A 16,401-nucleotide genomic window follows, 5' to 3' on the forward strand; every position below is an offset into this window, starting at 1 on the left:
GCAGGCAGTCCCTGGGTCGACGGCATATCGCTTGCAAAATGATGAGCAGGGACAATCGGACAGGGAGTGCACCTCGAGAGGGGTGCCGAGAACAAGTCGAACAATCTTTTCACTCGCGCGCCTTGCGCCCGGATACCTCCTGGGGGATTGGGGGGTTCCGGGCGCGGCGTCTTTCCGGGAACATGCCTGGTTGAGTGTGGGTCGGCGGAGCGCTATCCTGGGGGATCTTTCTTCCGGAGGTCATCCCTTGCGCTCAGCTCGCCGCCTCTCCCCTGTGACCGCCCTGCTCCTGTTCGCCCTGGCCTCCGGTACCCTGGCCGCCACCGCCACCGCCACCGAACTGGCCGCCCTCGCGGACGACCATCTCGCCGCCACGCTGACCGACCGGCGCTGGCTCCACGAGCATCCCGAACTCAGCGGACGCGAGGTGGAGACCAGCGCCTACCTGAGCGCACGGGTGGCGGAGATCGCCGGCTTCGAGCCCGTGGCGGGGGACTGGGGCCTGGGCCTGGTCTACAGCTTGCAGGGCGGACAGCCCGGTCCCACCGTGCTCTGGCGCGCGGACATGGATGCGCTGCCCCTCGAGGAATGCACCGACCTGCCTTACGCCTCCACGCGTCGCGACACGCTCGCCGGGGGAGGCCAGACCGGGGTGATGCACGCCTGCGGGCACGATATCCACATGTCGGTGACCCTGGGAGCCATGCGCATCCTCGCCGCGATCCGAGACCGGATTTCCGGTCGGGTGATCTTGGTGTTCCAGTCGGCCGAGGAAACCGGCGCCGGTGCCCTGGCCATGATCGAGGCCGGGGTGCTCGCCGGCGACCTCGCGCCGGACCGAGTCTTCGCCCTGCACGACCACCCCACGATTCTGGCGGGGCAAGCCGGCGTCTGTCCCGGTCCGGCCACGGCCAATGTCGACGGTTTCCGGCTGACGGTGCACGGCGAGGGCGGTCACGGCGCCTACCCCCATCGCACAATCGACGCCGTCTCGCTGGCGTGCCGCATGGTGCTGGCGATCAACGACGTGGTGGCCCGCGAGATCGATCCCAACCACCCGGCCGTCGTCTCGTTCGGCAAGATCCAGGGCGGCCAGAAGAGCAACGTCATGCCGGCCGAAGTGGTGCTCGAGGCCACGGTCCGCACCCGCGATCCCGAGACCCGCCAGCTCATCCAGGAAAAGATCCAGCGCACCGTCACGGGTCTGGCCCTGGCTGCCGGCGCCCCGGATCCCGAACTCGAATATTATCTAGGCACACCCGCCGGCTTCAACGATCCCGACCTCTCCCGCGAGGTCATGGCCGTGATCCGCGACGTTCTCGGCGAGACCAACGCCGTGGACTATCCTCCTGGCATGGGCGGTGAGGATTTCGGCCGCTTCAGTTCGCAGGTGCCAGGTGTCCAGTTCCGCCTCGGCGTCGGCCGTCCCGACCGGCCCATGTCGCTCCATTCGCCGAGCTTCGACCCCGACGAGCGGAGTGTCCGGGTGGGGATGGAGCTGGTGGCGGCCATCCTGCTCGACCAAATGGGGCGCTGAGCGGGTCGGCCGGCGACTGCACTCCGGGGGCCTGGGGCCCCCTTCATGACAGTCGCCGGCCGACCCGCTCAGCGCCTGGAGTTCAGAGGGCCTTCCGCTGGGAGCCTGATCTACGTGGGGAGACCAAGCCAGGAGGGATGAAGCCCTGAGGGGGCTGGGAGCCGGCATCGGTTGAGGGGTGTCGCGGAGCCCCTGGAGCCACGGATGGCGGAAGGGGTGGAGCGCAAGGCGGGCGGTCCAAGGATGGACCGCCCGCCGTCCCGTCAGCCGATGCCGGCTCCCAGCCCCCTCAGGGCTTCATCCCGCGCTCCCGCAGCCACTCGTAGGCGCACTGGAAGATCTCGGTGGCGGTCTTCAGGCCCAGCTTCTTCTTGATATGCGAGCGGTGCACCTCGACGGTGCGCGGGCTGATGTTCATGATGCGCGCGATCTCGGCGATCTCCTTGCCGCTGCCGGTGAGCTCGAAGAGCTCGAGTTCGCGGTCGCTGAGCACCGAGGAGGGCGAGTTGTCCCGGGGGATGCCGCCGGCGCCGAGATGGTCGACGGCGGTCTGGGTCATGGCCTCGGAGAGGTAGGTCCGGCCCTCGAGCACGCAGCGGATGGCCTCGCGGATCTTCTCCGTGCCTTCCTGCTTCATGACGTAGCCCTGGGCGCCGGCCTTGAGGGCGCGCAAGGCATACGTCTCCTCGTCGTGCATGCTCACGGCCAGGGTCTTGAGGGAGGGGTGCTTCTGACGAATGTTCTTCAAGAGTTCGATACCGCTGGCACCGCCTTTGAGCGAGATGTCGACCAGGGCGAGGTCGGGGCGATGCTCCTGGATGGCGAACATGGCCGACTTCATGTCCTCGGCCTCGGCGCAGACCATGAGGTCGTCGTCGAGGGAGAGCATGGCGGTGATGCCCGAGCGGACCAGTGGGTGGTCATCGATGATCAGAATGCGATAGGAGTCCATGATACACGCCTCTTGATGGGTCCCCACGCGGCGGTTCCGCAGGTGAAACCGCGATTCCCGGATCCAGTATACAGACAATGGACAGCGAATCAATAGCCAGAGATGAAGGTTTCTCAGGCGTGATTCAATGGTAGTGACGCGATATGAGGGGCGAGAATCACAGAGAGGTCGCCGGTAAGTGATTTTAGGGAGGCGGCATGGCCGAGTTGTCGCAAAGAGGTAAGGAAATCCCTGTGAGGGCGTCCCTGACGGTAATCGGGCTCCCGGGGTGGATGCGGTAAGTATCTCTCGATGAGCTCCCAGTCCGGGTCGACCAGCAGGGTGGTGGAATAGTAGAGCACGCCGCGCGTGCGCCAGATGCACGAACCGCCGAGCTTGCGGCCCTGGTGCGCCAGGTCGCTGGTGCCTTCCTGGGTGACGTCGGGGATTCCCAGCTCGGCCAGGGCGGCTGCGACGATCCGGCTCAGGGTGGTGAAGGCGCCCGTGATGCCGGCGATGCCGTCGAGCGGCCAGACCACCGAGCAGATCACGTTGCCGGGGTCGACCACCACCGCACAGCCGCCGCCGCGCCGACGGCGCAGGGGAACGCCGTCGGCCGCGAGCAGATCGGGACGGGTCTCGATCCAGGGATCGCCGCCATGGCCGATGACCGCGCAGAGGTCGGGGTGAGGATAGACCGCGCAGAGGGGCCGCTGGGTGGCCAGCGCGGTGGCGATGAGGTCCTGGTCCAGGTCCCAGAGTCCCTGGACCGGATCGGGTCGTTCGCCGGTCACGGCTTGCGCGGCGGATGGATGTGCACCGCGGCGCCCTGGGCGGCCTCGGCGGCTTCCATCACGGCTTCCGACAGCGTGGGATGGGGGTGGATGGTGGCCACCAGGTCCTCGATGGTGGCGCCCATCTCGATGGCCAGCGTGCCCTCGGCGATGAGCTCGCTGGCGTGGGGGCCCACGATGCCCATGCCCAGGATCAGCTCGTCCTCGGGGTCGCAGATGATCTTCACCAGGCCGTCGATGCGGTCCATGGTGCGGGCGCGGCCCAGGGCGCTCAGCGGGAAACGGCCCACCTTGATGGGGATCTTCTCGGCCTCGGCCTCGCGCTCGGTGAGGCCGGTCCAGGCGATCTCGGGGTCGGTGTAGACCACCGCGGGGATGGCGCGGTTGTCGAACTCGGCCTTGTGGCCGCAGATCACCTCGGCGGCGATCTTGGCCTCGCGGCTGGCCTTGTGCGCGAGCATGGGGCCGGCGGTGATGTCGCCGATGGCGAAGATGTTGGGCTCGTCGGTGCGGCACTCCTTGTCGGTGCGGATCGTCCCGCGCTCCCCGACGTAGACCTTGGTCTTCTCCAGGCCGAGGTCGTCGGTGTTGGGCCGCCGGCCGATGGCCACCAGCACCATGCCGTACTCCTGGGTGGTCTCCTGGCCCTCGTGTTCGATGGTCACCGCGAAGCCGCCGTCGGGCTTCTCCTCGATGCTGCGGACCTTGGCCTCGAGCATCACCTTGTCGAGGCGGTTGGTCACCGATTTGACCATGACGTCCACGAGGTCGTGGTCGGCGCCGGGCAACAGGCGCGGGAAGAACTCCACGACCGAGACCTGCGAACCCAGGCCCTGGTAGACCAGTCCCAGCTCGAGGCCGATGTAGCCGCCGCCCACCACGAGCAACGAATCGGGAACGTGGTCCAGCTTCAGGGCGTCGGCGCTCGACCAGACCTTGCTGCTCATGCCGGCCGGCAGCCGGTTCAGGCTCGACCCCGTGGCGATGATGCACTGCTCGAAGTCGACGCCGCTGATCTCGCCGTCCTCGATCTCGAGGCTCTTGTTCGAGCTGAATCGCGCGCGACCGCGCAGGGTGGTCACGCCGCGGCGCTTGAGCAGGCCGTCGATCCCGCCCGAGAGCGTGCCCACCACCTGGTCGGTGTGGGCGCGGAGCTTGTCGAGGTCGATGCTCGTGCCGGTGCAGCCCAGCCCGTAGCGGGCCGCCGCCAGCGCGTTCTCCTTCACCTCGACCGCGTGGATCAGCGTCTTGGAGGGGATGCAGCCCTCGAGCAGGCAGGTGCCGCCGTGGCGCTCGCGCTCCTCGATCAGCACGACCTCCTTGCCCAGGTCGGCCAGGCGCAGCGCGGCGACGTAACCGCCCGGGCCGCTGCCGATCACCGCGACCTGGGTCTCCTGGCGCAGGCTTCCCATGACCATGTCGGCTCCTCCTAGGTCTCCAAGAGCAGGAGATTGGGGTCGGACAGCTGCCGGATGAGCTCGCCCACGAATCGGGCGGCGTCGGCGCCGTCGGCGATGCGGTGGTCGAAGGCCAGGGTCAGCGGCAGGATCTTGCGGATCACGATCTCGCCGTCGCGGACCACCGGCTTCTCCTGGACCTTGCCCATGCCCAGGATCGCCACCTCGGGGTAGTTGATGGTGGGCAGCATGGCGGTGCCGCCCAGCGGGCCGACGTTGGTGATGGTGAAGGTGCCGCCGCGCATGTCCTCGGCGGGCAGCTTGCCCTCACGTGCCTGGCCGGCCTTGGCGGCGATCTCGGCCGAGATCTCGCGGATGCTCTTGCGGTCAGTGCCCTTGATCACGGGCACCACCAGGCCGCGGCCGGTGTCGGCGGCGAAACCGATGTTGTAGAACTTCTTGTAGACGATCTCTTCCTTGAACGGATCGAGGCTGGCGTTGAACGCCGGCGCCGCGCGCAGGCCCGCGGTGATGGCCTTGATCACGAACGAGAGGAGGGTGAGCTGGCCGATGCCGGGGTCCTCGCCGCGCGCGGCCTTCTGCGTGCGGCGGAACTCCTCCAGCGCGGTGACGTCGGCCTCGTCCATGTGCGCGACGTGGGGGACCAGCGTCATGCTGGTGACCATCTTGCGCGCGACCTTGCGGCGGATCGACCGCAGCGGCTCGATGTCGACGGGGCCGTCGCTGGAGAAGTCGGGCAGCGGCTCGAGTTCGAGGAACGGGATGGTGGACGCGGCGTGGGCGGCGAACTCGGCGAACGCCTGGTCGTCGCCGGGCACCTCGCGCGCCGGCGTGTGCGCCGGGCCACCGACCTCGGCCGAGGGCGCGAAGGGTTCGGTCGCGGCGAAGGCGCGCACGTCGTCGGGAGTGACCCGGCCGGCGGGACCGCTGGCGGGCACCACGTTGATGTCCACGCCCAGTTCCCGCGCCAGGCGTCGGGTGGCCGGGGCGGCGGGCACGGGACGGCGGCGTCCCGGCTCGGCGAAAGAGGCGTCCGCGGTGGTGGCGGAGGCCGCGGCAGGCTCGGCGACGGCGGCCGGAGCGACCGCGGCGCCCGTGCCGTCATCGATCACCGCCACCACGTCCCCGACGTTGACCACGTCGCCAGCCTTGCCGCTGAGCGTGCTCACCCGGCCGCCGCGCGGCGACGGGATGGTGACGGCGGCCTTGTCGGTCTCCACATCGACCAGCGGGGCGTCCTCGGCCACCTCCTGGCCCACCTCCACGTGCCACTTCAGGATCTCGCCCTCGGCGATGCCCTCGCCCAGGTCGGGCAGCTTGAACTCGAACACGGCGGCCTCCTAGAAATCGAGGGTCTCGCGCAGTCCCCGCACGATGCGGCCGACCGGCGGGATGTAGTTCTTCTCACGCCCGAAGTAGGGCGTGACCACGTCGTAACCGGTGAGACGCTTGACCGGCGCCTCGAGATAGAGCAGCGCCTCGTCGTTGATCCGCGCGATGATCTCGCTGGCGACCCCGAAGCTGCGCGGCGCCTCCTGGACGATGACGCAGCGGCCGGTCTTGCGTACCGAGGCGCAGATGGTGTCGCTGTCCAGCGGACTGATGGTCAAGAGATCGACCACCTCGATGGACGCGCCCGTCTCCTGCTGCACCTGGTCCACCGCCTTGAGGGTCGGCCGCATCATGGCGCCCCAGGCGATCACGGTCAACTGGTCACCCTCGCGTTCGATCTGCGCCTGGCCCAGCGGCAGCACCTCCTCGGTGTCGGGCACCTCCTCGCGGAAGCTGCGGTAGCTATGCTTGGGCTCCATGAAGACCACGGGGTCGGGATCGCGGATCGCCGCCAGCATGAGCGCGCGGGCGTTCCGCGGGCCGCTGGGGATGACGACCTTGCCGCCGGGGATGTGGGCGTAGGTGGCCTCGCGGCTCTCGCTGTGGTGCTCGAGGGCGCGGACGCCGCCGCCGTAGGGCATGCGCACCACCAGCGGACAGGTGTGCTGGCCCTGCGTGCGGCTGCGCAGGCGCGTGGCGTTGCCTTCCCACTGGCCGAACATGAGGTAGCTGAAACCCGAGAACTGCATCTCGGCCACGGGCCGCAGTCCGGCCACGGCCATGCCGATGGCGGTGCCCAGGATCCCGCTCTCGGCCAGGGGCGTGTCGAGGGCGCGGTCCTCGCCGAATTTCTCGTGGAGGCCGTCGGTGACGCGGAACACGCCGCCGTCGACCCCGACGTCCTCGCCCATGACCAGCACCCGCTCGTCCTTGGCCATCTCCTGGCGCAACGCGAGGTTGATGGCCTGCACCATGGTGAGCTTAGGCATCGGACTCCTCCTTCAGGCTGGCCAGGAAGTCCTGGTGCTGCTTCTCGATGCTGGGGTGCGGGTCGCCGAAGACGTGCTCGAAGGGGCGGTCCGCCGGATAGGGATCGGTCTCCTCGAGGGTCTTGACCGCCTCGTCCACCTCGGCGCGCAGCTCGGCGCGCAGCGCCTCCTCCTTGGCGTCGTCCCAGAGTCCCGCGCCCTGCAGGTACTTCTGGAAGCGGATCAGGGGCTCCTTGGCCCACCATTCCTGCTCCTGCTCCTCGTCGCGATACTTGCGCGGGTCGTCGGCGGTGGTGTGCATCATCAGGCGGTAAGTGACGGCCTCGATGAGCGTGGGGCCCTCGCCGCGGCGGGCGCGGTCGAGCGCCTCCTTCACCGCGACGTAGCAGGCCAGCGCGTCGTTGCCGTCGACCTGCAGGCAGGGCATGCCGTAGGCCAGGCCCTTCTGCGCGATGGTTTGCGACGCGGTCTGCTTCTCGCGGGGGATGGAGATGGCCCACTGGTTGTTCTGGCTCACGAACACCACCGGCGCCTTCCAGACGGCGGCGAAGTTCAGGCCCTCGTGGAAGTCACCCTCGCTGGTGGCGCCGTCGCCCATGAAGCAGACCACGGCCTCGCCCTTGCCGGCGCGCTTGGCCGCGAAGCCCAGACCCGTGGCGTGGAGCACCTGGCTGGCCACCACCACGGCCAAGGGCAGCATGCGGCGTCCGACCTCGGCGGGCAGGAGGTTGCCCTCTTCCCAGCCGTTGTGGAAGAAGAGGGTGTTGGTCAGCGGTTCGCCGCGCAGCAGGCGTCCGCCGAGCTCGCGGAACGAACCGACGAACCAGTCGTCCTCGGCCATGGCGAGGGCGGCCGCGGTGCTGGGGGCTTCCTGGCCGGTGCAGGGGCCGAAGGTGCCGATACGACCCTGCCGCTGCAGCTTGAGCATGCGCTGGTCGAGTTCGCGGGCCCGGACCATGCCGCGATAGAGGCGAAGCAGATCCGCGGGCGCCAGATCCGGCGCCAGTTTGGTGTCGACGGTGCCTTCGGCATCGAGGATCTGCAGGTGCTCGACGCTGAACTCGGCGAGGGTTGTCCTGGGCATGGATGAATCTTCCTTTTCTGGAGCCGCGGGCGGACAAACGGGGAGCCCGCCCCGAGGCGGTGCGGGCCCGACCGGTCCGTACATGATAAGGAGATGAAAAGACGTCGCAAATCTAGAGCAGTCATGTCAAGATGGACCTGGGGATCGGGGCTTGCAGACCGCCGGGATGTTCCTACTGTTTAGCACGAGAGAACCGCTCGGAATCGGCGCGGCGAAAGGAAGGCCATGTCGACCAGGGAACTACAGCAGCAGTTGATCGAGAACCTGCGGGAGTGGCAGAAGCTGGAGAACGCACAGATCACCCTGACGGGGAGCGTGCGCGAGACCACCCATAATCGCATCGTGGCCATGGTGATGGAGATCATCCAGCGCGACAGCGAGATGCACCACCGGGTGCAGCAGCTCATCATCGACAGCCTGGAGTCCGCGGTCGTGGGGCTCGACCCCGCCGACGTCGATCTGGTGCGGGAGAAGCTCCATTCGCATCTGGAGATGGAGAAGGAGACCGTGCGGCTGGCCCAGGAGAGCCTGGAGGCCCTGGCCGGGAAGCAGTTCGTGATCCAGGAGTTCCTCATGGACTTCCTGCGGCGGGACGAGGAGAAGCACCGCGATCTGCTGTCGGCCCTTGACACCTACCTGGGCTCTGGCCAGGACCAGGACCACTAGCCAGCCGACCCCGTAGCGGCGGCACCACGGCCGCCCACAACACCCCAAGGAGGCACGACGTGCTCACCGATCGCATGCACAAGGCGCTCAACGACCAGCTCCAGGCCGAGTTCTTCTCCGCCTACCTCTACCTCGCCATGGCGGCCTACTTCGAGGACAAGGGCCTCGAGGGCATGTCGAACTGGATGACCATCCAGTTCCAGGAGGAACAGTCGCACGCGCTCAAGTTCTACAAGTACATCACCGAGCGCGGCGGCCGCGTGGAGCTGGAGGCGCTGGAGAAGCCGACCAAGGAGTGGGCCGATCCCGTGGCGGCCTTCGAGGCGGCGCTCGCCCACGAGCGCATGATCTCGGGCCGGATCAACGATCTGGCGAACCTCGCCATGGAGGAGAAGGACCACGCGACCCATAACATGCTGCAGTGGTTCATCTCCGAACAGGTGGAGGAGGAGGCGAATGTCGACGGCATCGTCAACCAGCTCAAGCTGGTTGGCGGCCAGGGCAACGGCCTGTTCATGATCGACCGCGAGATGAAGGGCCGCACCTTCGTGGACGAGACCCAGGCCTGACCTGGATCCCGTGGCCCAACAGAGCAGAGCCCCGGCCAGTGCGGCCGGGGCTCTCTTCGTGTCGGTCTGGCGTCCGCCTAGAGGTCGATCAGTTCTTCCTCGTCCAGCGGGAGCACCTCGCATGGAGTCGTGGCCCTGGCGGCCTGCGGCCTGGTCCGGGGGGCTGCGGGACGCGGCATGGGCGACGCTTTGGCCGTGCGGGCGGGCCCGCGACCGACCGGACCGACCGGCGCCGGACGACCGTGCGAGCGACCCTCCATCACCCGTTCCAGATCGGTGGCCACCTCGCTGAGCCGCTGGGCCTGATCATTGAGGACCTGGCTGGCCGAGGCCGATTCCTCGGCGATGGCCGCGTTGTTCTGCGTGAGCTGGTCCATCTGGGTGACCGCCCGGTTGATCTCGGCCACGCCCTCGGCCTGCTCGTCGCTGGCCGTGGCCACGCTGTCGATCAGGCTGCTCACGTCCCCGATGCCCGAGACGATCTCCTCGAGAGTCTTGCCCACCTCGACCACGACCTCGACTCCATGGTCGGAATTGCGGCGCGACTCCTCGAGCAGCCCCGCGGTGTTGCGGGCCGCCTCGGCGGACCGCTGCGCCAGGTTGCGTACCTCTTCGGCCACCACGGCGAAGCCCTTGCCGGCTTCGCCGGCCCGGGCGGCCTCCACCGCCGCGTTCAGCGCGAGCAGGTTGGTCTGGAAGGCGATCTCGTCGATGGTCTGGATGATCTTGGCGGTGCTGTCGGCCGAGTCCTTGATGCGCTGGATGGCCTCGGACATGCGGACCATGGCCTCCTGGCTCGATTGCGACGCCCGGAACACCTCGGTGGAGACCTGGTTGGCCTGCCGCGCATTGGAGGCGTTCTGGGTGGTGCGGCTGGCGAGCTGTTCGAGCGACGCCGAGGTCTCCTGCAGGCCGGCGGCCTGCTCGCTGGTGCTGTCGGCGATCTGCTGGCTGCTGCTGGCGAGTTGGTCGGCCGAGCCCTGGACCTGGCCCGAGTGCGCCATCAGCGCGGCGATGGCCGCGCGGACCGGACCCATGACCAGGCGCTGGATGATCAGCGAGATCACCGCGCCGGCCATCAGCAGGACCACTACGCAGACGATCATGTTGGTGCGCTGACGGGATTCGGCCGCGGACTGCATCTGGGCGAGGCGACCGCGCAGTTCGTCGGCGGCGGCATCGGCGAGCGCGGCGAGCCCGGCGCGGAGCTGCTGCTGGCGACCGGCCAGGTCACGGGCCCGGGCCTGATCGGCATCGCTGGCGTCGAAGCCGCAGAGTGCCCGATAGACCTGGTCCGCATCGCCGGCGTAGCGGCGGCATTCCTCGACCAGCTGCTGGGCTTGCTGGGCCAGCTGGGGATCGTCGGCGCAGAGGTCGACGGTCTTCAGGAGCGAGGACTGGACCTCGGCGGCGAAGGCGCCCGCCTCGCCCACGCCATCCTCCTCGCCCATCATCACGGCGTCCAGGTACTTGGTGGTCTGCTTGTCGAACGCCACCACCGCGGCGGCGGAGGCCTGGGTGGCGGGGAAGATATGGTCGGCCGTGGCCGTGATCTGCTTGCCCTGGCTCGAGGCTCCGGCCAGGTCCAGGCCCACGGTGAAGACGTAGCCCAGGATCAGGATGGAGACGCCCAGCCAGATCTTGGCGGCGAGGCCCAGGGAGGGTCCGCCGCTGGTGGGAGCCTTGCTGTCGGAGGAGATTCCGTGCATCGGTGCTTTCCTTTGCTGGGCGCCGGGACGGCGGGAGCCGCCCCGGCGCTAGCTCTTACTGCACAGTCAGGACCTTGGTGCCACTGGTGTCGGTGCCCTCGGCCACGAAGCCGATGGCGCCGGGAGTGGCGGCGATGTATTTGATCAGGTCGGCCTCGCTGGCGAATTCCTCGGGCGGCGTGCCGGTGCCCGAGAACACGGCCTTCTTCCAGAAGGTCTTGAACTGGCTTTCCGATTTCTTGACGTAGGTCTTGAGGAACTCGTCGGCGGCCGGGCCGCCCGCGAGCACCGCGGGCTTGACGGCGGCGCCGTCACTCCAGCTGGTGCTCTTGCCGAGGAAGAATTTCTGCAGGTCCGCGGCGGTGACGCTGTCGCCGCTGACCGCCGGGTTGGCCACCACGACCACGCCGGCGGTGGCCGGGGCGGCCAGGGCCAGGCCGGCGGCGACGAGGACGGTGCAGAGGGCGAGCTTGGTCAGGTTCTTGATCATCATGGCGCTCCTCCGGTCCTCTAGAAGTAGAAGGTCGACTTGGCGGCGAACATGGTCCAGGACTTCTCGGCGAAGCCCTCGGGATTCCAGCTGCCGTCCACATCGCCGACGCCGTTGAGGAAGTGGCCCTCGAGCTTGAGGATCCAGTTGTCGGTCACGTCGAAGCGGCCGGTCAGCGCGATATCCTTCTGCCAGGCGGCGTAGTCGGGGTCGAGACCCTCGCCGTCGCGGTTGCGCCAGTCGGGATGGAAGACCGAGTAATAGGCGCCGAACTCGAAGAGCGGGCTGAAGCGGTAGGCGCCCTGGGCGTAGTAGCCGCCGCGCTGGTCGTCGTCCTTCTGCTCACCGAACGGGGTCTTGATGTCCATATCGACATCGAAGCGCTCGTACTCCACGGCCAGGGTCAGCGCGTCGCGGACGTACTCCGCCGACAGGACGTAGGTGCTCTTCATGTCGAGCATCAGTTCGAGGCTCATCACCGAGGGGAGCATCCCGCCGTCGGGCACGGGCCCCGAGAAGTTGGCGCGAGTGTTCATCTTGGTGGTCAGGATGGACCCGCCCACGCGCAGGCCTTCCAGCGGCGTGTTCCAGATCAGCGCCCCGCCGCCGGCGTACTCGCATTCGGCGTCGTAGGACAGCATGGGGGTACCGCCCATGGACCCCTGCAGCAGGTAGGCCAGGAAATCCGAGGAGTTCAGCTCGATGTTGCCGTAGAAGACCTCGTATTCGAAGCTGCTGGTCTCGGCCACGGGCAGGTTGCCGTAGACGCTGGCGCCCTGGAAAGCGGTGGCCACGGTGCGGAACTGCTCGGTGTAGACGCTCTGGGGCATCAGGATGGCGTTGCGGACCATGTCCACGTCACGGGTCTTGTTGTAGAACCCCAGCGGGGTCTTGACCTTGCCGACCCGGAAGCCCAGGTAATCGCGCCAGCGGTAGTCGCCGAAGGCCCAGTCCAGCAAGACCTCGTTGTTGCCCTCGGGGCCGAGGTCCCTGCCGAGCAACTGCATGCCGATGCGCAGGTTGTCGCTCACGTTGGCCGAGGTGTTCAGGATCATCTCGTTGAACGAGAAGGTCCCATCCTTGGTGTTCGGCGTGAGGTAGTTGTACTCGCTGGACTTGAGGTAGCCCTGGCTGACGGTGCCGTGGACGTTCACGCTGGCCGCCGTCGCCAGGCCGGTGGTCAGTGCCAGCGCCATCAGGGCCAGCATCATGTTCTGGGTCGGGTTCCTCATCAAAGTTCGCCTCCTGCGTGCGATCTTGGCCCCTTGGGCCGGAACTATGGTGGCGGGTCGCTGGCTGGCCAGAGCCCTCCGGGCGCGTCGGTGGTGGCCGAACAGCTCCCTTGTACCGAGCCGTTATCGGGAGGGATTCCTCGATCTTTACCGTTAATCCTTGCGTGAAATCATTATGTGAAATCAGGCAGGCATGAGAAGCGCGCCCCACGGACGAGCAGGGCGCGCGATTCGGGCCGGGGCTGGGTCTCGGCAGCTATTCTGGCAGCTTCTCCGCGTCGATCTTCACCCCGTCACTGGCGAAGATGATCACCGGATCCATGTCGGTGTCCTCGGCCTGCATCATGTTGGAGGCGTTGATCGCCCAGATCGAGGTGCGCCCCTCGACCTCCATGGCGTTGGAGCTGATCACCTCGCCCGGCACGGTGATGGCCATGCGGATGTCCAGCTCGGCCATGTGTTGCATCAGGACGCCCATGACCTGCATGGCTTCACCCATCTGGGCCGGGTCCTGCGACTCTGGCATCTCGGTCTCCTCGGCCTCCTCCTCGTCGTCCCCCGGCACAGCCACGGACTTCAGCACGTACTGCCCCTCGGCGTTGCGGAAGATCCCCAGCCGCTCGCTGGAAGATCCGCCGACCACGGATTCGAGGACCGCGGAGAGATTGTCGACGCTCTCGAATCCCATGGTCATGGTCAGGTGGACGCCGGTCTCGTCATCGACGAACTCGTGCTTGACCAGCTTGACGCCGGCGTCCTTGCAGGCCTTCTCGACCTCATCGCGCCGCATGTCCTCCAGCGACGGCATGTCCTCGTTGCCCATGCCGCTGTTGTCCATGGCCGAGAGCTTCTGCACCGCATCGGCCACGTCGCGCGGCATGCCGTAGCTGATGGTGCAGGTGCCGGAACCATCGCTCGCGATGTCGGTTTCCATGTGCATCTTGATGCAGCCGCCGAGCAGGAACACAGCGACAGCGAGAGTGGCCAGGATGATCTTGCGCATGGCGCGTCCTTCCGTCGGGGGATCGGGGACGACGGGTCGGCCCCGTGGATGTCTGGTGGCCCGAATCTAGCGTTTGTGGCAGACTGTGTCTCGGAAAATCCCATACCCAGGCGTCGACAGCGCCGCAAGGAGCCTTCATGTCTGATCCGATCCCCAGCTGCTTCAAAGCCTACGACATCCGGGGTCGCGTACCCGACGAGCTGAACGCCGATCTGGCCTACCGGGTGGGCCAGGCCACGGCCGCCTACCTCGGGGCGCGCACCTTCTGTGTGGGCCGCGATTGCCGGCTCAGCAGCGGCGAACTCGCCGCGGCGGTGATCCAGGGTGTGCGCGACGCCGGTGGCGACGTCCTGGACCTCGGCGTCTGCGGGACCGAGATGGTGTACTGGACCACCGACCGCCGCGGACTCGACGGCGGCATCATGGTCACGGCGAGCCACAACCCCATGGACTACAACGGCATGAAGCTGGTCCGGCAGGGCGCGCGGCCCATCAGCGGCGACACCGGTCTGCACGAGATCGGTGCCCTGGCCGTGGGGACGCCGCCGGCGCCGGCGGGTCGTGTGGGCGGCCTGGCCAGCGAGGATGTCCTGGCTGCGTTCGTGGACGACCTCCTGCATATCGTCGACCCGTCCAGCTTGCAGCCCCTGACCATCGTGGCCAACGGCGGCAACGGTTGTGCCGGGCCGGTGGCGCAGGCCTTCGCCGAGCGACTCCCCGGACGCTGGCTCATGGTCCACGAGCAACCCGACGGTACCTTCCCCAACGGAATTCCCAACCCGCTCTTGCCCGAGAATCGCGCGGCCACCCAGGACGCGGTGCGGCGACACGGGGCCGATCTCGGCCTGGCCTGGGACGGCGACTTCGACCGGTGCTTCTTCTTCGACGAGAACGGCGAGTTCGTCGAGGGCTACTACCTGGTGGGGCTGCTGGCGCGGGCGGCGTTGCGCCAGGAGTCCGGTGGCCGCATCGTCCACGATCCTCGCCTGACCTGGAACACCGTCGAGGTGGTGGAGGCCGCGGGTGGCCGTCCGTTGATGAACAAGACCGGCCATGCCTTCATGAAGGAGCGGATGCGCCGCGAGGACGCCGTGTACGGCGGCGAGATGTCCGCCCACCACTACTTCCGCAGCTTCGCCTACTGCGACAGCGGCATGCTGCCCTGGCTCTACGTGTGGCAGGAGATGTCGGCCAGCGGGCGCACCCTGTCCTCGCTGGTCGGGGACATGCAGGCGGCGTATCCCGCCAGCGGCGAGATCAACCGGCGCCTGGCCGATCCCGACGGCGCCCTGGCCAGAGTCGAGGAGCGCTACGTGAGCCGCGCGTTGAACGTCGACTGTACCGACGGCCTCTCCTGCGAATTCGCGCGCTGGCGCTTCAACCTGCGCCAGAGCAATACCGAGCCGCTCCTGCGCCTCAATGTCGAGAGCCGCGCCGACGTGGAATTGATGCGCGAGAAGACCGCGGCGATCCTGGCGTTGCTGGACGAGTGAAGGACGCCGGCGACGGCCAGGCCCTCAATGATCGGCCTTGCTCTCATCATCGACCTTCTCGACCTTGGCCGCGATGGCCGTCTCGAGTCGGGCGAGTTTGCGAGTGAGCTGCTCCTGCTGCTGTTTCACCATCTCGGGATCGGAACCCTCGGGAGGATCGGCCAGGGCGGCGATGGCCTCGCGGGTCTTGGTGTGGGCGCGTTCCAGCTGCTCGAGGCTCTCGGCCTCTTCCGCCTTGTCGAACGCGACCTTCTCGGCCTTGCCTTCCACCTGGGGGGACGTGGTCGCCTGCTCCACCACGGTCTGGGGAATGATGCGCGCCTCGAGGGCGAGGACGCGCTGGTTCATGAAATTCGGCGAGACGATCTCCACGCCGCCCCGATGCAGATGATCGAGCATGCAGGCGTGCAGCCGTGAACGCACGGTCAGCAGCTGCTTGACCTCCTCGAGCAGTCCGGCCACTCGGTAGGTGACCGAGAAGTCGCCCAGCCTGGTGATCAGGACGAAGGCGTCGGCCAGGCCGGCCTCGGTGGCGGCGGCTTCGAGCAGCGGCTCGATGCGGGTGTGGGGGATGTCGTAACCAAGGGAGACCTCACCGGTGATGACCGTGCCCGAGGCCCGGACCACCTTCACCGGGTTGGTCACCAGGAAGAGGTTGGGCAGGGTGACCAGGTCGCGATCCTCGGTCTGGATCTCGGTGCTGAGGAGGCCCCGCTCGGTGACCCGGCCGAACTCGTCGCCCACGCTGACGAAGTCGCCGGTGCGGAAGTTGCGGACCGCCTTGAGCATCATGCCGGCCATGACGTTGCCCACGAAGGTAGTCGAGGCGAAGGCGATGGCCGCCGACAGCATGATGCCGAACAGGCTCAGCAGCTGGCCGCGCAGTTCGGGGCCCGCGGGCAGCACCACCAGCACGATCAGGGTGGTCGAGAGGCCGATGATCAGGTGGGCGATCTGCAGGCGGAACTCGCCGCGGCCGCTGGTTCCGGGGCGACCGGTCAGCAGTCGGCGCGCCAGGCGGCTGGCCACCATGGCCAGCAACAGCACCAACACGGCAGGCAGGAAGGGCAGGACCCGGGTGAGCTGGTCGACGATGCTGCTCATGGCATCCTCCTGGAGCGGGTAGGCGCTCAGCATAGCATTGCCGCCTGTTT

General features: G+C 67.8%; 15 protein-coding genes. 4 read left to right on the top strand and 11 right to left on the bottom strand.

Annotation, left to right across the window (positions count from 1 at the left end):
* The first annotated feature begins 247 nt into the window (after positions 1-247).
* Positions 248-1,537, top strand: a complete 1,290-nt coding sequence (locus IFSED24_RS00520; protein ID WP_491333270.1) for a M20 metallopeptidase family protein — start codon at positions 248-250, stop codon at positions 1,535-1,537.
* Positions 1,538-1,826: 289 nt separating this feature from the next.
* Here the strand turns inward: IFSED24_RS00520 and IFSED24_RS00525 are convergent, their stop codons facing one another.
* The 6 genes from IFSED24_RS00525 to pdhA all read right to left on the bottom strand — a co-directional run bounded on the left by IFSED24_RS00525 (position 1,827) and on the right by pdhA (position 8,085).
* Positions 1,827-2,489 (bottom strand): response regulator transcription factor, encoded by a 663-nt coding sequence (locus tag IFSED24_RS00525; protein ID WP_491333271.1) that lies wholly within the window; start codon positions 2,487-2,489, stop codon positions 1,827-1,829.
* Positions 2,490-2,602: 113 nt separating this feature from the next.
* The gene (locus IFSED24_RS00530; RefSeq protein ID WP_491333272.1) at positions 2,603-3,262 is read right to left on the bottom strand and encodes a lipoyl protein ligase domain-containing protein; all 660 of its coding nucleotides are present in this window, start codon (positions 3,260-3,262) and stop codon (positions 2,603-2,605) included.
* Positions 3,259-4,680 (bottom strand): dihydrolipoyl dehydrogenase, encoded by a 1,422-nt coding sequence (gene lpdA, locus IFSED24_RS00535; RefSeq protein ID WP_491333273.1) that lies wholly within the window; start codon positions 4,678-4,680, stop codon positions 3,259-3,261. The genes IFSED24_RS00530 and lpdA overlap by 4 nt, the downstream gene beginning before the upstream one ends.
* Positions 4,681-4,691: 11 nt before the next feature.
* Entirely contained in the window at positions 4,692-6,011 is a 1,320-nt protein-coding gene (locus IFSED24_RS00540) for a dihydrolipoamide acetyltransferase family protein (protein ID WP_491333274.1), read from the bottom strand.
* A gap of 9 nt (positions 6,012-6,020) precedes the next feature.
* On the bottom strand, positions 6,021-7,001 hold the full coding sequence (locus IFSED24_RS00545; RefSeq protein ID WP_491333275.1) for an alpha-ketoacid dehydrogenase subunit beta: 981 nt from the start codon (positions 6,999-7,001) through the stop codon (positions 6,021-6,023).
* The gene (gene pdhA, locus IFSED24_RS00550; protein WP_491333276.1) at positions 6,994-8,085 is read right to left on the bottom strand and encodes a pyruvate dehydrogenase (acetyl-transferring) E1 component subunit alpha; all 1,092 of its coding nucleotides are present in this window, start codon (positions 8,083-8,085) and stop codon (positions 6,994-6,996) included. The genes IFSED24_RS00545 and pdhA overlap by 8 nt, the downstream gene beginning before the upstream one ends.
* Before the next feature lie 225 nt (positions 8,086-8,310).
* Between pdhA and IFSED24_RS00555 the strand changes: the two genes are divergently transcribed.
* A complete protein-coding gene (locus tag IFSED24_RS00555; protein WP_491333277.1) occupies positions 8,311-8,751 on the top strand; it encodes a hypothetical protein in 441 nt (146 codons plus the stop codon).
* Between the two features lie 59 nt (positions 8,752-8,810).
* Complete coding sequence (locus tag IFSED24_RS00560; protein ID WP_491333278.1) at positions 8,811-9,320, top strand: ferritin; 510 nt, start codon at positions 8,811-8,813, stop codon at positions 9,318-9,320.
* Positions 9,321-9,397: 77 nt separating this feature from the next.
* Here IFSED24_RS00560 and IFSED24_RS00565 read toward each other — a convergent pair whose 3' ends face one another.
* The 4 genes from IFSED24_RS00565 to IFSED24_RS00580 form a co-directional block, all read right to left on the bottom strand.
* Positions 9,398-11,029 carry a methyl-accepting chemotaxis protein gene (locus IFSED24_RS00565; protein WP_491333279.1) on the bottom strand — a complete coding sequence of 544 codons (1,632 nt, stop codon included), beginning with the start codon at positions 11,027-11,029 and terminating at the stop codon, positions 9,398-9,400.
* A gap of 55 nt (positions 11,030-11,084) precedes the next feature.
* Positions 11,085-11,522: a hypothetical protein gene (locus tag IFSED24_RS00570; protein ID WP_491333280.1), complete on the bottom strand. Its 438-nt coding sequence runs from the start codon at positions 11,520-11,522 to the stop codon at positions 11,085-11,087.
* Positions 11,523-11,539: 17 nt separating this feature from the next.
* Positions 11,540-12,751 carry a hypothetical protein gene (locus IFSED24_RS00575; protein ID WP_491333281.1) on the bottom strand — a complete coding sequence of 404 codons (1,212 nt, stop codon included), beginning with the start codon at positions 12,749-12,751 and terminating at the stop codon, positions 11,540-11,542.
* A 256-nt stretch (positions 12,752-13,007) separates the two neighbouring features.
* Positions 13,008-13,754, bottom strand: coding sequence for a hypothetical protein (locus IFSED24_RS00580; protein WP_491333282.1), 747 nt, complete (start codon positions 13,752-13,754; stop codon positions 13,008-13,010).
* A 137-nt stretch (positions 13,755-13,891) separates the two neighbouring features.
* Between IFSED24_RS00580 and IFSED24_RS00585 the strand changes: the two genes are divergently transcribed.
* Positions 13,892-15,247, top strand: coding sequence for a phosphohexomutase domain-containing protein (locus IFSED24_RS00585; RefSeq protein ID WP_491333283.1), 1,356 nt, complete (start codon positions 13,892-13,894; stop codon positions 15,245-15,247).
* A 24-nt stretch (positions 15,248-15,271) separates the two neighbouring features.
* Here IFSED24_RS00585 and IFSED24_RS00590 read toward each other — a convergent pair whose 3' ends face one another.
* Positions 15,272-16,351, bottom strand: a complete 1,080-nt coding sequence (locus tag IFSED24_RS00590; protein ID WP_491333284.1) for a mechanosensitive ion channel family protein — start codon at positions 16,349-16,351, stop codon at positions 15,272-15,274.
* Between the last annotated feature and the right edge of the window lie 50 nt (positions 16,352-16,401).

Source organism: Candidatus Latescibacter sp. IFSED24 (assembly GCF_058273205.1).

Coding starts and splice junctions, on each gene's coding strand:
- IFSED24_RS00525 (WP_491333271.1), bottom strand. CDS start 2,489: ATGGACTCCTATCGCATTCTGATCATCGATGACCACCCACTGGTCCGC.
- lpdA (WP_491333273.1), bottom strand. CDS start 4,680: ATGGTCATGGGAAGCCTGCGCCAGGAGACCCAGGTCGCGGTGATCGGC.
- IFSED24_RS00545 (WP_491333275.1), bottom strand. CDS start 7,001: ATGCCTAAGCTCACCATGGTGCAGGCCATCAACCTCGCGTTGCGCCAG.
- pdhA (WP_491333276.1), bottom strand. CDS start 8,085: ATGCCCAGGACAACCCTCGCCGAGTTCAGCGTCGAGCACCTGCAGATC.
- IFSED24_RS00555 (WP_491333277.1), top strand. CDS start 8,311: ATGTCGACCAGGGAACTACAGCAGCAGTTGATCGAGAACCTGCGGGAG.
- IFSED24_RS00565 (WP_491333279.1), bottom strand. CDS start 11,029: ATGCACGGAATCTCCTCCGACAGCAAGGCTCCCACCAGCGGCGGACCC.
- IFSED24_RS00570 (WP_491333280.1), bottom strand. CDS start 11,522: ATGATGATCAAGAACCTGACCAAGCTCGCCCTCTGCACCGTCCTCGTC.
- IFSED24_RS00575 (WP_491333281.1), bottom strand. CDS start 12,751: ATGAGGAACCCGACCCAGAACATGATGCTGGCCCTGATGGCGCTGGCA.
- IFSED24_RS00580 (WP_491333282.1), bottom strand. CDS start 13,754: ATGCGCAAGATCATCCTGGCCACTCTCGCTGTCGCTGTGTTCCTGCTC.
- IFSED24_RS00585 (WP_491333283.1), top strand. CDS start 13,892: ATGTCTGATCCGATCCCCAGCTGCTTCAAAGCCTACGACATCCGGGGT.
- IFSED24_RS00590 (WP_491333284.1), bottom strand. CDS start 16,351: ATGAGCAGCATCGTCGACCAGCTCACCCGGGTCCTGCCCTTCCTGCCT.